14 protein-coding genes are annotated in these 16,419 nt (G+C 33.6%); 2 read left to right on the plus strand and 12 right to left on the minus strand.

Translation table 11 applies throughout. The annotated features are described in order from the left end of the window. Positions 1–55 precede the first annotated feature (55 nt). A complete protein-coding gene (map, locus tag P6936_RS06180) occupies positions 56–874 on the minus strand; it encodes a type I methionyl aminopeptidase (RefSeq protein ID WP_276881133.1) in 819 nt (272 codons plus the stop codon). Positions 875–919: 45 nt separating this feature from the next. Then, positions 920–1,717, minus strand: coding sequence for a nitroreductase family protein (locus P6936_RS06185; RefSeq protein WP_276881134.1), 798 nt, complete (start codon positions 1,715–1,717; stop codon positions 920–922). 75 nt (positions 1,718–1,792) lie between these two features. Here P6936_RS06185 and P6936_RS06190 point away from each other — a divergent pair, with 75 nt between their 5' ends. Beyond that, on the plus strand, positions 1,793–3,586 hold the full coding sequence (locus P6936_RS06190; protein ID WP_276881135.1) for an ATP-dependent helicase: 1,794 nt from the start codon (positions 1,793–1,795) through the stop codon (positions 3,584–3,586). Positions 3,587–3,616: 30 nt separating this feature from the next. Here P6936_RS06190 and P6936_RS06195 read toward each other — a convergent pair whose 3' ends face one another. Then, positions 3,617–4,891, minus strand: coding sequence for a bifunctional folylpolyglutamate synthase/dihydrofolate synthase (locus P6936_RS06195; protein ID WP_060929485.1), 1,275 nt, complete (start codon positions 4,889–4,891; stop codon positions 3,617–3,619). A gap of 101 nt (positions 4,892–4,992) precedes the next feature. Between P6936_RS06195 and P6936_RS06200 the strand changes: the two genes are divergently transcribed. Beyond that, positions 4,993–5,703 carry a heparan-alpha-glucosaminide N-acetyltransferase domain-containing protein gene (locus P6936_RS06200; protein WP_276881136.1) on the plus strand — a complete coding sequence of 237 codons (711 nt, stop codon included), beginning with the start codon at positions 4,993–4,995 and terminating at the stop codon, positions 5,701–5,703. Positions 5,704–5,770: 67 nt separating this feature from the next. On the opposite strand, the gene P6936_RS06205 is transcribed toward P6936_RS06200, so the two are convergent. The 9 genes from P6936_RS06205 to nifJ all read right to left on the minus strand — a co-directional run bounded on the left by P6936_RS06205 (position 5,771) and on the right by nifJ (position 16,409). Continuing rightward, complete coding sequence (locus P6936_RS06205) at positions 5,771–6,370, minus strand: DUF4230 domain-containing protein (protein WP_276861828.1); 600 nt, start codon at positions 6,368–6,370, stop codon at positions 5,771–5,773. A gap of 9 nt (positions 6,371–6,379) precedes the next feature. Continuing rightward, positions 6,380–7,009 (minus strand): tRNA (guanosine(46)-N7)-methyltransferase TrmB, encoded by a 630-nt coding sequence (trmB, locus tag P6936_RS06210; protein ID WP_276861827.1) that lies wholly within the window; start codon positions 7,007–7,009, stop codon positions 6,380–6,382. Between the two features lie 263 nt (positions 7,010–7,272). Beyond that, a complete protein-coding gene (locus P6936_RS06215) occupies positions 7,273–7,764 on the minus strand; it encodes a GAF domain-containing protein (protein WP_060929481.1) in 492 nt (163 codons plus the stop codon). Position 7,765: 1 nt separating this feature from the next. Continuing rightward, positions 7,766–8,116, minus strand: a complete 351-nt coding sequence (locus P6936_RS06220; protein WP_004835857.1) for an arsenate reductase family protein — start codon at positions 8,114–8,116, stop codon at positions 7,766–7,768. Next, the gene (locus P6936_RS06225) at positions 8,113–9,288 is read right to left on the minus strand and encodes a M20 metallopeptidase family protein (protein ID WP_276881137.1); all 1,176 of its coding nucleotides are present in this window, start codon (positions 9,286–9,288) and stop codon (positions 8,113–8,115) included. The genes P6936_RS06220 and P6936_RS06225 overlap by 4 nt, the downstream gene beginning before the upstream one ends. A 62-nt stretch (positions 9,289–9,350) precedes the next feature. Next, a complete protein-coding gene (locus P6936_RS06230) occupies positions 9,351–10,505 on the minus strand; it encodes an iron-containing alcohol dehydrogenase (RefSeq protein WP_276862002.1) in 1,155 nt (384 codons plus the stop codon). An 87-nt stretch (positions 10,506–10,592) separates the two neighbouring features. Beyond that, positions 10,593–11,477 (minus strand): DegV family protein, encoded by an 885-nt coding sequence (locus P6936_RS06235; RefSeq protein WP_276881138.1) that lies wholly within the window; start codon positions 11,475–11,477, stop codon positions 10,593–10,595. Positions 11,478–11,652: 175 nt separating this feature from the next. Continuing rightward, positions 11,653–12,861, minus strand: coding sequence for a threonine ammonia-lyase (ilvA, locus tag P6936_RS06240; RefSeq protein WP_004835853.1), 1,209 nt, complete (start codon positions 12,859–12,861; stop codon positions 11,653–11,655). A gap of 11 nt (positions 12,862–12,872) precedes the next feature. Then, complete coding sequence (nifJ, locus tag P6936_RS06245) at positions 12,873–16,409, minus strand: pyruvate:ferredoxin (flavodoxin) oxidoreductase (RefSeq protein WP_276881139.1); 3,537 nt, start codon at positions 16,407–16,409, stop codon at positions 12,873–12,875. Between the last annotated feature and the right edge of the window lie 10 nt (positions 16,410–16,419).

Here is a 16,419-nt window from a genome sequence, read left to right on the forward strand (position 1 = left end):
AGGATTTCACTTTCCTCGCCTTTTTTCTGTGTCAGGACTTTTGCAACAGCCCCTTCTATAAATTATTTCTTTTCTTGTAAGCTTCAATAAATTCTAGATCACTAGCAGTAAGCTCATACTTACTTTGATCTGTGATTATTTCTGGACCGTCTTCATGGATGATTAGTTGGTGTTCAAATTGAGAACAGTTAGAGTGATCCCTAGTTCTTGCTGTCCAACCATTATCATCTACCTTCATTTTCCAGTCGCCTGCAGCTATCATTGGTTCAATAGTAAAGACCATGCCCTTTTGAATCCTAGCTCCCCTACCTGCTTTACCATAATGAGGAACTTGTGGGTCTTCGTGCATTTCCTTTCCTATACCATGACCTATAAAATCTCTTATAACCGAAAATCCATTTTCTTCTTCAACATATTCTTGGATAGCATGACCAATATCACCTATCCTATTTCCAACTTTCGCAGCTTCTATCCCCCTCATTAGGGCTTCAAGGTCGCAGTCAACAAGATTTTGATCTTCTTCTTTCATCTTTCCAATAGTATAAGTCCAGCATGAGTCTGCTAGGCCCCCATCAAGGTTAACTACATTGTCTATTGATACAATGTCTCCTTCTTTTATTACATAGTCGGATGGATAGCCATGGCAAATTTCATCATTAACTGAAATACAAAGGGTATAAGGAAAACCTCCATAACCTAGTTGGGCTGGAATCGCCTTTTTATGCTTTATAATAAATTCATTAGCAAATTTGTCTAAATCAATTGTCCTTATACCAGGTCTAATGATTTTTCTTATAGCCAAGTGGGTTTGGCAGAGAATTTCTGCTGCCTTTCTCATTTTTTCAAAATCTTTTTCTGTATATATTCTTATCAATTATATCTCCTCCATTAAAATAAGGACGCTAAAGCGTCCGTTATTCTATAAATTTTTGCTTGCTATAAAGGTGTATTCCTTAGCATCCAATACTGGATTGATATCCCATTTGCTGTTGGATGCTATTGTTTTTCCTAGTTCATCTATATAATACATTATTATACCTGCATCTATTAAATTTACAGTTCCAGCATAGTCTTTAATGTAGATAGATAACTTATCACCTTCGATTAAAAATCTCCAAGGTTGACTGTTGTAAGCAGATGGAGCGTATTTTGCATAGTCAAAGATACTGCTTAGTCCTCTTTGCTCTAAATCTTCATCACTTGCAGCTTGGTTAAAATTATCAAGGTAAACTAGGTCAGAATTAGCAAGTCTATCGTAATATTTATGCTCCTTTAAGCTTTCATCCATTGGGTGTCCAATAGCAAGAAGTATTGAAACATCTCCATTTTCATATTTGAGAGCAGATTTTTTAATCTCCTCACTTACTTCGCTTAGAGTTATCCAACAATTACCAAGACTTAGCTCATTAAGTTTAGTGATTAATTCTTCCATTGCATAGGCAGCCTTAACGTAGGTTTCTGGCTTATTATTAAGTGTATTAAGGGCGATATAGGCTGGTGCTTTTATCATAATACCCTTATAACCAGCAAAGCCTTGAAGCTTTTGATAGACTTCCTCACAATTTGTAAGGAGGGCAAAGTTAATGTCTTCTTCACCATGTTTTAGGGCAGAATCACTCATTTCCTTATTTAATTTTTCTATCAAATCGTTTGATAGCTTTTCTTCTTTAAAGTCTCTAGTTGATGTTCTTGATTTCAAAAAATTTTGTGTAAGCATTATTTCCCCCATCTTTTTTTATTCTTCTTCTATTTTAACATATTTTTAAATAAATTAATATGATAAAATAAAGATATGAAGTTAACAGACAAACAAATTATAGCAAGTAGGCATATAGATGGCCCTGTTTTAGTTTTAGCAGGCCCTGGGGCAGGTAAAACTACCATGCTTTTAGAAAGAATTAAATACCTGTCAGAAAGAATCAATCCCAGCCATATTTTGACAATCACCTTCTCCAAGAATCAAGCTACTGATATGGAAGAAAGATATGACTCAAAAAAGACTAACTTTATGACCATCCATGCTTTTTGCTATCTAATTATAAGAAACTATTTAAAGAAAAATAACAGAAGTCTCAGACTCTTAGAATCTGACACAAGTTACAACAAGTACAATATAATTAGCTATCTATTTTTTAAATTTAATAATAAAAAAATTAGCAACGAAGATCTAAACGAATTTTTTAGAGATATGTCCTACATGAAAAATGCCATGCTAGACGAGTCCTATCTAGAAAATTCAAAGATTAAAAATTGTATCAAGATATACAGGGCTTATGAGAATTTTAAGATAAAAAATTTTTATATAGACTTCGATGATATGCAAATTATAGCCCTAAAGTTAATTAGCAATGATGAAAGGCTCCTAAAATCTATAAGAAATAAGTATAAATATATTCAGCTTGACGAAGGTCAGGATACTTCTCTAATTCAATTTAAAATTATAGAAAAAATAGCAGCCCCCTCAAATAATTTAATGATTGTAGCTGATGATGATCAATCCATTTATTCCTTTAGGGCAAGCGATGTAGCCTACTTATTAAATTTCAAAAAGACCTATCACGATGCTAAGATTATTGTCATGGACGAAAACCATAGGTCGGGTGCAAATATTGTCAACTTATCTAAGAATTTCATAGAGATTAATAAGTTTAGATACAAGAAAAATTTATTTACAAATAATAGCTTCGCCTCAAATGTTAAGCTAAAAGTCGTAAAAAATGTAAAAGAAGAATATAAATTTATAAAAGAAAGTCTGGATTGGAATAAGAAAAATGCTATTTTATTTAGAAATAACATCCAAGCCATAAATTTAATTTCTTTCTTAATGGAAGATGGTATTGACTTTTCTGTGCAATTTTCTGATCTAAATTTCTTTAAATCTAAAATCATAGAAGATATATTTAATATTATAGAATTTTCAGAAGACTTCTATAGGACGGATTTGTTTGGCGAAATTTATTATAAAATATCTAGCTTTCTAACTAAGGAGGATGTCGAAAAGTTAGCTTTTAAATCCCTAGGTCAGGACGTTTTTCAACATCTATATGGGATGGACTTAGAAGATTACAAGCTTGAAGCTTTGATAACAAAGGAAAAGCAACTCAAACATATTAGAAAACTTAGCCTAGATAAGAAGATATCATTCATCTACAAGTACATGGATTATAAAACTTACATCAATAATTTTTCTAAAAGATATAGGGAGGAAATCGTAAATAAAGACCTCTATATAGAATCAATTGTAAATTTCACCAAGGGTTTATCTAACAAGAAAGAATTTGACCAAAAAATCGCCTATCTTGATAAATATTGCAAATCTCAATCATCAAATCTTATCCTTTCTACAATCCATAGGTCCAAGGGGCTTGAGTATGACAATGTTTATATCATAAATCTTGTCAAAAATGAATTTCCGATGATTGTAGATAATGAGGACTATGCCAACAAATTAGAAGAGGAAAGACGCCTAATGTATGTAGCTATGACTAGGGCAAAATCGAATCTAAATATTTTAACCATCAAAAAAAGAGACTCAAACACGCTTGAAGCCTCAATTTTCTTCAAAGAAATATCAGATTTGCTCTAGTTTAATTCTTGAGCAAATTTGATTAATAGTTTAACTTTCTTTTTCATATTTAAGTAAGTTACCTACCAAATACAAGGAACCACACCATATTACTAGATCCTCATCAGAAGCAATCTTTTTAGAAAAGTTATAGGCTTCGATTGGGTCTTTTATTTTTTCTACATCATCAAATTTTTCCTTAACAATTTCATATAAATCATCTAGGTCAAAGGCCCTTGGATTATCTTCTATTTGTGTAAGGATAATCTTACCAGCAACTTTCGATAATTTTTCAATAATATAAGGGTAATCCTTATCTTTTAGTATGGAAAAACCGACAATCAATCTGTCATAAGTATAATTTTCTAGGGACTTGATTAAAGCGTCAATGGCTTCCTTATTGTGCGATCCATCTAGAAGAATCCTTGGTTTTTTTGATATCATTTGAAGCCTACCAGGATTGTCTGCCCTAAAAAGCCCCTTATAAATATCATCTTTTGTAAGATTATACTCATCTTTTATGTGATCGAGGCATAATAAGGCTGTTGCAGCATTATAAACTTGGTGGATACCAGTTAAAGATGTTTTTATGTTTTTATAGTCCCTAAAGTTAAATTCGTTGTAAGTAGATCCTAGCTTTAAGATTTCAATCTCGTTTTTATCATAAGTATAAAGCTTGCTATGGCTTTGTTCACACTTATCTGTAAAAACTTTTTTAACAGTTCCCTCTTTTGGATATAAGAAAACTCGGCTATCTTCTTTAATTATTCCCGCCTTATTTCCCGCAATCTCTTCTAGGCTATCACCAAGAATTTGAACATGATCTTTGGATATAGTAGTGATAACACAAGCCTTAGGCTTTTTAATAATATTTGTCGAATCAAGACTACCTCCAAGACCAACTTCAACAACTGCAAGGTCTACTTTCTTTTCGTAAAAATATATATACATTATAGCTGTGAGAACTTCAAAATAAGAGTTATGATAACCTTCTTCATCAAGTCTTTTTAATGGTTCCTTTAGCCTATCAATAATTTCCATAAAGTCTTCGTCGCTAATATCTTCACCTGAAATAGAAATTGACTCATTAATTTTAGTCATATATGGTGAAGTAAATAGGCCTACTTTATTTTTTAATGCTAAAGTTTCTTCAAGCATGTGAGCTGTCGATCCCTTGCCATTAGTTCCTGCTACATGGATTACATCTATTTTATCCTGAGGATTATCAAATAAAGCCAAAAGTCTTCTGATTTTCTCTAAGCTATGGCCACCATTAGTGTTGCCCCTATTTATAATATATTCGTAATAATCATTAAAATTTTTCATCTCCACCTCCATCTCTTAATTATAGTTAAGAAATGTCCTTTGAGCAAGGAGAAAATTATATTGCTTTTAGCTTTGAGGTATAGTTAAGAGAAGGAGAAAATATGAAAAGAAATTATTATCTTGACACTTATAGGGGTCTTACGATTATTTCCATGATAATCTTCCACCTATGCTATAATATTAACTATTACAAAAGTATAAGTCGGTATGACGGAAGTATTCTAAATAAAATTTGGCAACTTTCTATTGCTATTTCATTTTTTCTTATATCGGGAATTACTTCATCTCTAATTTCACCAAAGAAAAACATTAATAGAGGTCTTAAAACTTCTGCTCTCGGCTTTCTTATAAGCCTTATTACTTATTTGTTTGCAAGAGAGCAGCTAATTGTATGGGGAGTCTTGAATGCCTTGGGTCTTTCAATGATTATTACAGGTCTTTTACAAGAAAGGATAAAGATTTCTTCCTATTTTTGCATAATATTTGTAATTTTTTTTGCTTTAACTTATTCTGTCCCTAGCAGGTCTCTAGCTGAAATTAGTTTTTTTAACAATTTATACATGAAAAATATATTTCTCTTGGGTTTTCCCTCTAATGAATTCTCATCAAGCGATTATTTCCCTATGATTCCTTGGCTATTTATGTATTTAGCTGGATTTACAGCTGGTAATTTCCTTAAAGAGAAAAACTTTTATAAGGCATATGGTAAAGATAATTTCCTAGCTAGAATCGGAAGATTAGCTATGCCCATTTATCTAAGCCATCAAATCATTCTATATCCCCTAGTAACTTTGTTTTTTGAATACTTCTAAACACATAAAAACCCAATCTTTAATTACATTAATGATTGGGTCTTTATCTGTTATAAAATATTTTTTATCAGTTAAGCTTTATAGTATAGTCAGCTTTAATAATCGGATTTATGTTAAGAATTTCAACTATAGCATCTTTGCTTTTTTTGTTGGCTTCCTCCAAAAATCCCTTTTTAGTAAGATTTTCTTCTACTTTTTTCATTTCATTTTTCCTAAAATCAGAGAAATCCTCAAGCTTTAATTGATTAAAAATCGAATTTTTTTCATCGAATATGGTTAGGGAATCCTCATCAATCTCGTGAGATATGATTTTAGCCTTAGCTAATCTTATGTTGATGATTTTATTTTTATCATCAATATCTACCTTAGTCTCGTCTAAATCTACTCCAGCACTGACTACCCCATCATAAGAAATTATAAACTTCTTTGTAGTAAAAGGTATCTTCATACCATAAAACTCGCTCTGATTTTCAAAAGAACCAACATTCGTGTATCTATACTTTAGAGTTGTCAATTCCTTAACACTTAACAATTGATCCTTAACTATATCACTCGATATCTTATCTTTATTATTAAGTCCCCCAGCTTTCATACCAAAAAAGTAGGAAGAAAATGAGAGGATTACTATAACAAAAAGAGCAATAAGTATTTTTTTTACTTTTCTCATCTTTTCTCCTTAATTATTAAACTTTGCCCTAACAAAGTATATAGGCATATCTTTCATTCTAAATTTATTTTCATACTCTGTGACTACGGATTTTTCGAGGTCGAGATTTCTGTCTACTTCAATAATGTCTATGCCAAATTCATCAAGATATTCTAAACTAGAATCAAAGAAGTCTGTATTATCTGTTTTTAGTTCAATTTCAGCCCCTTCACTTACGATATTTAGGTATCTATCGAGAAATCTCTTATGGGATAGCCTTCTCTTGTGATGACGTTTCTTTGGCCAAGGGGTTGAGAAATTTAGGTAAATCTTATCAATTTCTCCTTTGTCAAACATATCTTCTAGGTTCTCTGCATTCCCTATAATGCCTCTAACATTTTCTATGCCTTCATCAATTATTTTTCTACTAGCAACAACAAAAGCATTGGTGTTCATCTCAAGGGCTAGGTAATTAATATCCTTATTGGCTAGGGCTTTTTTGATAATAAAATCTCCCATGCCAGCTCCGATTTCTAAATGTATGGGATTGTTATTTCCAAAAATTTCCTTCCATCTTCCCATATTTGAGGTCGGATTAAAATATATATACTTATTTTCCTGCATTTCTGGAATTGCATTAGGTTTATGTCTAAGTCTCATCTAAACTCCTTTGATTTAAACTATAGTCTTAAATTTGCAATTATTAACTATACTACTTTTAGTATTATAACAATAAATATAATATTTACAAAATAAATTCTAGTAATTTATAAAATATAAAATACATTTAAGATTAATTAAATAAAGATTGAGAGTTTATGTGCTAGATTTCCTTTTATATAAAAAGAATTCTTGATTATCCCCAACTAAGAACTCAATTATGCTTAGTTAAGAATTTAGTTTATCAAGAATTCCTTATTAGCCTATAAATATATTCTATTTTCCAAAATTTTACCTATTTCTTTAAATCCTTCCACTTCTACTTGGCTAAATCTAGCAAGTTTTGGCGAATCTAAGTCCAATAAGCATTTTAAATCGCCTTCATTAAAAATCGGAACAACCAATTCGGAATTAGAATTGTTATCACAAACTACATGATCTATAAACTGGCTTACATCATCAACCTTAATAATTTTTCCTTCCCTATAAGCCTTAGCACATACCCCCTTATCAAAAGAAAGTCTTGTGCAAGCAGGAAGACCTTGAAATGGACCTAGGATAAGATTTCCATCTCCAACAATATAAAAGCCTGCCCAATTTAAGTCCTTGATTATAGCCATAATAAAGGCAGAAACATTAGCCATAAGGGCTATGGGATTTTCTTCATCATCGACTTGAATCTTTACATAATTGATTAGCTCATCCATTCTTTCTTTATCATTAAGCTTGTCAATACCCCTTAGTTCAAAAGACATCTTAGAGACTCTCAAGGTATTTCTTTACATCTGGACCGACTAGAATCTTGTCATCATCAGTAAATAGGATTGGTCTTTTAACAATCATTCCGTCTGTAGCCAACAAGTCATATTTTTCTTCAAGGCTCATATCCTTTAGCTTATCTTTAAGATTTTCTTCCCTGTAGATTTTTCCTGAAGTATTGAAGAACCTCTTGATATCGTATCCTGACTTTTCATGCCATGCCTTGAGCTCTTCTCTTGTTGGATTTTCATCTTTGATATCCCTTAGTTCATAAGAAATATTTTTCTCATCTAGAATTTTCTCAACACCCTTGCAGGTGGAACATCTTTTATAACAAATTAATTTCATTTCTTTTCTCCTTTCAAATAATCATAGGCGATACTTGCCATTGCACTTGGCCCATAAACAATTGCATCCTCGTTAAAAATAGCCTTGCCATTATGGAGTGGGTAAGCCTCACCCTTATCAGGCATACATCCTACCATAAGCATTAAGGAAGGGACTTTCTTTGCTATATTTGCAAAATCATCACTGGCAGTAACAGCTTCGCACTTATCAAACAAAGAAAAATCTTTATTATCTATTTCCATTCTTCTTAAAACTTTTATAGCTTCATCATAGAAATCCTTGTCATTAATGATAGCAGGGACATCAGATAAAATCTCAAAATCCGCATCTGCCCTGTAGGCTTTTGCTATATATTTAGCTATTTCTGGAATTCTTTCTTGGATATGCTTTTTGCTTTCCTCATAGTAAGTCCTTGTAGTTCCCTCAATGATGGCCTTATCAGGAATTATATTAGGAGCATTACCTCCTTGTATATGACCAGTTGTAAGAACTGCTCCCTTAGTAAAAGAAAGCTCCCTTGATACAAGAACTTGTAAGGCATTGACGATTTGGCAAGCAATAAAACTTTCATCAATTCCTTTTTCAGGCATAGCCCCATGGCAAGAATAACCCTTAACCTCTATTCTAAAATTATTATTAGAAGTAGCCATGGCTCCTTCCTTAATATAGATACCCACTTTTCTTGTTGTATCCATATGAACCATCATTGCCTTATCTACTTTTGGATTTTCTAAGATTCCAGCATCAATCATCTTTTCTGACCCTTTTAGAATTTCCTCGGCAGGCTGGAAGATAAATTTAACAACCCCACCCAGGTTTTCTTCCATATCTTTTAATAACTTAATAGTGCCTAAAAGCATGGCAGTGTGAAAATCATGACCACACATATGACCACAAGTGTTTTTAGATTTAAAAGCTAAATTATTTTCCTCCACTATTGCAAGAGCATCCATATCTGCCCTAAGCAATATTGTCTTATCACCCTTACCAAGGCTTGCGAGGACAGAATTTTCAATTGGTGAAGTGAAGGATACACCAAGCTTATCCAATTCTTCTTTAACAATACTTGTAGTATTTTCTAAATCAAATCCTAGCTCTGGATACTCGTGGATTCTCCTTCTAATATCAATCATGTAATCCTTTATCTCTTTAGACTTCTCAAAAAAATTCATGAAATCCTCCTTATACAATATTTTCAAATAAAAAACCCCGGCCTCGCCAGGGTCATGTAATTCTAGAAATCTACTTTTTCTCCGTAGTAGCTTGCCTTATAAAGTTTTTTAATGTCATCAGCTGAAGTTTTTCTAGGATTGGTTAAGGTACAAGCATCCTTAAAGGCGTTCTCGCTCATTAAGTCTAAGTGGGCTAGGAAGGCATCCTCACTAATTATTGTATTCTTACCATCCTTAATATTAGCTGAAATTCCAACTTCTTTGTTGAGTTTTCTAATCTCTTCTGCAAGGTCATCAATTCCTAAAATCTCCTCAATTTTGTCGTACTTATCAGTTTCTTTTCTATTATAATCGATAATGTAAGGAAGCATTATTGCATTTGCTTCTCCATGAGTAAGATGGAAGATACCGCCAATTTTGTGGGCCATTGAGTGAACTATACCAAGTGAAGCATTGGTAAAGGCCATACCAGCTATAGTTGAGGCTGTGTGCATTTTTTCACGTGCTAGCATATCGTCAGCCTTATCATAGGCTCTTTTTAGATAAGCAAATACTAGTTCAATTGCTCTTATAGCATATGGATCTGTGAAATCATCAGCACTAGTAGATACAAAAGCTTCAACAGCGTGGGTCATTACATCCATACCTGTTGCTGCTGTAATACGACTTGGCATCTTTGCTGGTATTCTTGTATCCAAAATAGCTACTTCTGGAACAAAATCAGGATGAACTAGTGGGTACTTAATTTCGTTTTCAGTATCTGTAATAACAGAAAATGCAGTTATCTCAGATGCTGTACCAGATGTTGATGGAATACAGATTAATCTTGCCTTATTCTTTAATGGTGGGTTGTCGAATTGAGCAAGCTTTGTAAAATCATAGCCTGGATATTCATAAAATACCCACATAGCCTTAGCCGCATCCATAGCAGATCCACCACCTATAGCTATTATCCAGTCAGGATTAAACTCTTCCATTTTCTTTCCACCTGCTAGGCAAGTTTTAACAGAAGGATCTGGTTCAACTCCATCAATTATTTCCACTTTGATACCAGCTTTTTCTAGTTGGGCTTTGGCTTCATCCAAAAATCCAAATTTTTTCATTGATGATCCGCCAGTAACTAGAACTGCTCTTTTTCCCTTAATAGTTGAAAGATACTCTAGGGCATCATCGCCATGAATAATTGTGTTAGGAACTGAAAATCTTGTGTAAGTCATAATTTACCCCTTGTTAATTTATTATTTATCAATGTATTATGATTATACAAGAACTTTTATATATGACAAGCTTTGCCTAGCTTAAATTTATTCTTTCCTGGACTTACCCCAAAAGAAAATACTTATAGCTCCTGGTCCAATATGGCTACCTATAGTTGGACCTATATTAAAAATTTTGACCTCTTTTAGATTTTTAAAATTATCCAAAAGAATATCTTTAACTTCTATTGCTAAATCCTCATTTTTAGCGTGGTTTACGAATACATCATCAGCATAGTCAAGGCCATCATAGGCATTATCTTGCATCTTTTTTATCATAGTATTTATCAATTTTTTCTTAGTCCTAATTTTCTGGCCAACGAACATATGACCTGTGTCATCAAACTGAATTAAAGGACATATATGAAGATGTTTTCCTATGCCAGCAGCTGTTTTTGATAGCCTACCACCCCTAGCTAAGTATTCAAGATTCTCATTGCTTGTGTAACAAATTACATGCAGACAATTGTCCTTAGCCCATTGATAAAGCTCTTCTATACTTAGACCCTCGTTTTTGTAGGCAACAAGTTTTTTAATTAACAAACCAACACCACTAGATGCCATTTTTGAATCTATAGGATATATTTTTCTTTCAGGATAATCTTCTTTTAGAATGTCTATTGCTTGTAATAAACATGAATACTGAATTGATAAACCCGAAGAAAGGCAAACGTGTAAGATGTCTTTTCCTTCTTCTAGCATTTGCTTAAAATAGTTAATATATTCTTGAGTATTGATAGCTGAAGTGCTTGGACTTGAGCCATTTTCCATATCCTTATAAAAGCTATCCATATCTAAGCTTTTACCAAAATCATCCAAATATATTTTACCATTAAGTTCATAATTTGATTTAATAAAGCTAACTCCAAGTTCTTTTACATACTCGTTTGTTAAATCCATTATAGATTCAGAACTTATAATAAAATCCGACATAAATCCTCCTTCTGAAATCTAATAATTAATTATATTCTACCATATAAATCAAAAGACTTAAAATATATGTTCGTGACTATAGATTAAAGAAGACAAAAATATATCAGGGTTCGATAAGATAACCCTGATATATAACTCTTTTATTTTTTTATATTTTTAGCATTAAACTTTAGCTTTATTTATTTCTGCTAACATGGCTTTCTTCATAGCCCGCGTCAGCAAGTGCTTGATATAATTCACGTCTGTGGTCTTTGTTATAAGTTTCAGCTATAATTCTTACAACTGCATGGTCAAAGCCAACTGTTTCTGCAGACTTAAATTGGTCGATGTTTTTGATATTAGCTCCCTTGTCTTTGATTATTGTTAGTAATCTAATTAGCTCGCCTGGTTTATCAGAAATAGTTGTTGTAATTTCTGCAAGTCTTCCTGTCTTAAATAGACCTTGGTTAATGATTTGAGAGATTGTGTTGACATTGATGTTACCACCGCTAAGAACAGCACATACTTTACCATCTGAGAAATCAAATTTTTTAGATAAGACTGCAGCTACAGAAGAAGCTCCTGCACCTTCGGCACTTACTTTACTTTCTTCAAGTAGTCTTAGGATGGCATTTGTAATTTCATCTTCTGATACAGTTACTATTTCATCAACATATTTTTCGCATAAATCAAAGGTCAAAACGCCTGGTTTTTTAACAGCTATACCATCAGCCATAGTATTCGCTGAGTCAAGGGTAACTATTTTACCTGCTTTTCTAGAAGCAAGCATTGATGCAGCATTTTCAGGCTCAACTCCTATAATTTTTACATCTGGTTTTAGAGATTTTACAGCTAAGGCTATACCTGAAATAAGTCCACCGCCACCGATTGGAACTACTATATATTTAACATCTGGTAGTTGTTCAAGAATTTCAAGACCGATTGTTCCTTGACCACATAGGACATATTCATCATCAAAAGGAGCTACATAGGTTAAATCCATTTCTTTTTGTAACTCATATGCCTTGGCTTGTGCATCATCAAATGTTCCATCGACTATTATAACTTCTCCACCGTAGCCTCTTGTAGCTTCTATTTTTGACAATGGAGCTATGGATGGAATGCAGATATAAGATTTGATACCTTGTCTTGTTGCAGATAGGGCTACACCTTGAGCATGGTTACCTGCTGAGCAAGATATTACACCCTTTTTCTTTTGTTCATCAGTTAGATGTGCTATTTTATTGAAGGCCCCTCTAAGTTTAAAAGAACCTGTCTTTTGTAGATTTTCCATCTTTATATATAGGTTTTCACCCATTCTAGATGCTGTATAAATTGGAGTTTTTTCAATATTACCTTCAAGAATTTTTCTTGCTTCTTTTACCATTTCTAAATTTGCTGTCATAACTACCTCTTTTACTTAATTTTTGCCATTCTTTTATAAGAATCTAATCTTTCTTTTGCTGCTTGTTCTGCTTCCGCATAAAGTTGATCCGCACTTTCTGGGAAAGCCTTCTTCAATGATGCGTAACGTACCTCTCCTTGGAGGAATTCTTGGAATGATTCTTCAGGATCTTTTGAATCTAGAACAAATGGATTCTTGCCATCTCTTGCTAGAAGTGGATTGAATCTCCATAGATGCCAATAACCAGATGCTACCGCTTCTTTTTCTCTTCTTTGAGTCTTACCCATTCCTGCCTTTATACCATGGTTAATACATGGAGCATAAGCTATTATAATTGATGGGCCTGGATAAGCTTCAGCTTCTTTTATTGCCTTTAGGGTTTGTGCTTGATTAGCTCCCATTGCAACTTGGGCAACATATACATAACCATATGTTGTCATCATTAGACCTAAATCTTTCTTACGAACCTTCTTACCAGATGCCGCAAATTTTGCTACTGCTGCAAGTGGTGTAGCCTTTGAACTTTGACCGCCAGTATTAGAATATACTTCTGTATCAAATACTATTACATTGATATCTTCTCCGCTAGCTAATACATGATCTACTCCTGAGAAGCCGATATCATAGGCCCAACCGTCACCACCAAATATCCATTGACTCTTCTTAACTAGATAATCTTTGAGAGCCTTAATTCTCTCTAAAATTTTCTTAGCTTCTTCATTGTCAATTTCATTTGCCAATAAAGCTTCTATTTTTATAGCAGCTTTTTTGCTAGCTTCAAATTCATGGTTATTTTCTAACCATTCATTAAAGGCATCATTTAATGGACTTGTTAGATGAAGACCTAAGAATTTTTTCATTAGATTTTCTAGACTAACTCTATTAGCCTTATTAGCTAAAAGCATTCCATATCCATACTCAGCTGCATCTTCAAATAGAGATGATGCCCATGCAGGACCTTCTCCCTTCTTGTTGGTACAATATGGCATTGATGGAACTGATGAACCCCAAATAGATGAACAACCTGTTGCATTAGAAATCATTTGATGATCTCCAAATAGTTGAGTGATTAGTTTTGCATAAGGTGTTTCACCACAACCAGCACATGCACCTGAGAATTCTAATAGTGGTTGCATGAATTGTGAATTCTTAACATTATTTGCAGCAAATTCATCATCCTTATAGCCAACTTTTTCATGGGCATAGAGCCAATTATCAGCTTGTTTTTCTATTTGCTCGTCAATCGCTTTCATCTCAAGGGCTTTTTTAGGAGCAGGACATACATCAACGCAGTTGCCACATCCCATACAATCATAAGGAGATACTTGGATTCTAAATTCATATCCCTCCAGACCCCTGCCTATAGCTTTTTTCGTTTCAAAGCCAGTAGGTGCATTAGCCTTAGCTTTTTCATCTAAGAGGAATGGTCTTATTGTAGCATGTGGACAAACGAATGAACATTGATTACATTGAATACAATTGTCGATTTTCCATTCTGGAACGAATAAAGCTATGCCTCTCTTTTCGTATTGGCTAGTTGCCGCCATATATTGACCATCATCATAGGCTAGGTAACTAGATACTGGAAGGTCATCTTCGTGAAGATTGATTATTGGCCTAACCATATTTCTTATGAATAGAGGTTCATCTGAATTATCTTCTAGCACTTCATCTTCTAGATTCTTCCAGCTAGCAGGTATTTCTACCTTAGCCAACTCTTCTCTAGTTCTATCAACTGCCTTGTTGTTCATATCTACTATATCTTGACCCTTCATACCATAAGAGGCTTGAATAGAATCTTTTAGATATTTAATAGCATCATCAATTGGTAATACCTTAGAAAGTATGAAAAATGCAGTTTGGATAACCATGTTAGTTCTATGACCCAGACCAACTTCTATGGCAATTTTTGAAGCATTTACTGTATAGAATTGAATATTTCTACTAGCTATATCCCTTTTCATTTTGTTTGGCATATGCTCTTCTAATTCGTCCATATTCCAAATAGTATTCAATAAGAAAATTCCACCGTCTTTAAGATTTTTTGTCAAGTCGTATTGCTTAACATATGCTTGTGGTGAACATGACACAAAATCTGCCTCATCTATTAGGTATGCCGCATGTATTGGGTTTGGTGAGAAACGCAAGTGAGATAGGGTTAGACCATTACTTTTTTTGGCGTCATAGTCGAAATATCCTTGAGCAAACATATCAGTATTATCACCTATAATCTTAATAGCATTCTTGTTTGCTCCAACAGTACCATCTCCACCATTACCCCAGAAGATGCATCTGTTAGTTTTGCCATCGTTGATTACAAAAGATTTGTCAACTTCTAGGGAAGTATGAGTTACATCGTCATCAATTCCAACTGTAAAATGGTTTTTAGGATTTTTGCTTGCTAGATTGTCAAATACAGCCTTGAAGTGAGCAGGGTTTGTATCCTTTTGTCCTAGACCATAACGTCCACCTATGATTTTTGGATTTCTATTTGAATTAGCAAAAACTTCTACAACATCAAGATATAAAGGTTCTCCGACTGCTCCTTTTTCCTTTGTTCTATCGAGAACTGCTATTCTTTCTACACTTTCTGGAATTGTCTTTAGTAGGTGTTCAGCAGAGAATGGTCTATAAAGATGAACCTTAACGAGTCCTAGCTTTCTTCCCTCTTGGTTTAATTTATCCACAGTTTGATTAATAGTATCTGTGCCTGATCCCATGGCAATGATTATATCTGTTGCCTCTGGGTCTCCAACATAGTTAAATAGAGAATAATTTGTGCCAAGTTTCTCATTAATTTTATTCATGTATTCTTCAACGATTCCTGGTAAACTATTATAGGCTTTATTTTGAGCTTCTGTTCTTTGGAAATATCCTCCCTTTTCAAAAACACCCCTCATTGTAGGTCTATGTGGTGATAAAGAATCGTTTTTGAAGGCATCTATAGCTTCATAATCTACTAAATTTTCGAATTGATCATAATCCCAAACCTCGATTTTTTGAATTTCATGGCTAGTTCTAAAACCATCAAAGAAGTTAACGAAAGGAATTCTAGCTTTGATTGCTGCAAGATGAGCTACTGGAGAAATATCCATGATTTCTTGAACTGAACCAGAAGCAAGCATTGCAAAACCTGTTTGTCTTCCAGCCATTACGTCTTGGTGATCTCCATACATATTGATAGAACAAGTAGAAATAGAACGAGCAGCAACGTGAAATACCGCTGGTAAACGTTCTCCAGCTATTTTGAACATATCAGGAATCATCAACAAGAAGCCTTGGCTAGCTGTATATGTGGATGTAAGTGCGCCTGCTGCTAGAGAACCATGGACTGCACCAGCTGCTCCAGCTTCATGTTGCATTTCAGTTACTGAAACTTCATTGCCAAACAAGTTTTTCCTGCCTTGAGCAGCCCATTTGTCAATAAATTCTGGCATAGGTGAAGAAGGTGTAATAGGATAAATAGCTGCAACATCAGAAAATGCATAAGATACATGAGCAGCTGCTGTATTACCATCCATTGTCTTCTTTTTTCTTTTAATAGTCATAAACTCTCCT

The sequence above is a fragment of the Anaerococcus tetradius genome, assembly GCF_947087635.1.
Taxonomy (GTDB): Bacteria; Bacillota; Clostridia; order Tissierellales; family Peptoniphilaceae; genus Anaerococcus; species Anaerococcus tetradius.

Bases quoted from the DNA above. Each gene is read 5' to 3' on its own strand.
- P6936_RS06185 (WP_276881134.1), bottom strand. From the start codon at position 1,717: ATGCTTACACAAAATTTTTTGAAATCAAGAACATCAACTAGAGACTTT.
- P6936_RS06190 (WP_276881135.1), top strand. From the start codon at position 1,793: ATGAAGTTAACAGACAAACAAATTATAGCAAGTAGGCATATAGATGGC.
- P6936_RS06195 (WP_060929485.1), bottom strand. From the start codon at position 4,891: ATGAAAAATTTTAATGATTATTACGAATATATTATAAATAGGGGCAAC.
- P6936_RS06200 (WP_276881136.1), top strand. From the start codon at position 4,993: ATGAAAAGAAATTATTATCTTGACACTTATAGGGGTCTTACGATTATT.
- P6936_RS06205 (WP_276861828.1), bottom strand. From the start codon at position 6,370: ATGAGAAAAGTAAAAAAAATACTTATTGCTCTTTTTGTTATAGTAATC.
- trmB (WP_276861827.1), bottom strand. From the start codon at position 7,009: ATGAGACTTAGACATAAACCTAATGCAATTCCAGAAATGCAGGAAAAT.
- P6936_RS06215 (WP_060929481.1), bottom strand. From the start codon at position 7,764: ATGTCTTTTGAACTAAGGGGTATTGACAAGCTTAATGATAAAGAAAGA.
- P6936_RS06220 (WP_004835857.1), bottom strand. From the start codon at position 8,116: ATGAAATTAATTTGTTATAAAAGATGTTCCACCTGCAAGGGTGTTGAG.
- P6936_RS06225 (WP_276881137.1), bottom strand. From the start codon at position 9,288: ATGAATTTTTTTGAGAAGTCTAAAGAGATAAAGGATTACATGATTGAT.
- P6936_RS06230 (WP_276862002.1), bottom strand. From the start codon at position 10,505: ATGACTTACACAAGATTTTCAGTTCCTAACACAATTATTCATGGCGAT.
- P6936_RS06235 (WP_276881138.1), bottom strand. From the start codon at position 11,477: ATGTCGGATTTTATTATAAGTTCTGAATCTATAATGGATTTAACAAAC.
- ilvA (WP_004835853.1), bottom strand. From the start codon at position 12,861: ATGACAGCAAATTTAGAAATGGTAAAAGAAGCAAGAAAAATTCTTGAA.
- nifJ (WP_276881139.1), bottom strand. From the start codon at position 16,409: ATGACTATTAAAAGAAAAAAGAAGACAATGGATGGTAATACAGCAGCT.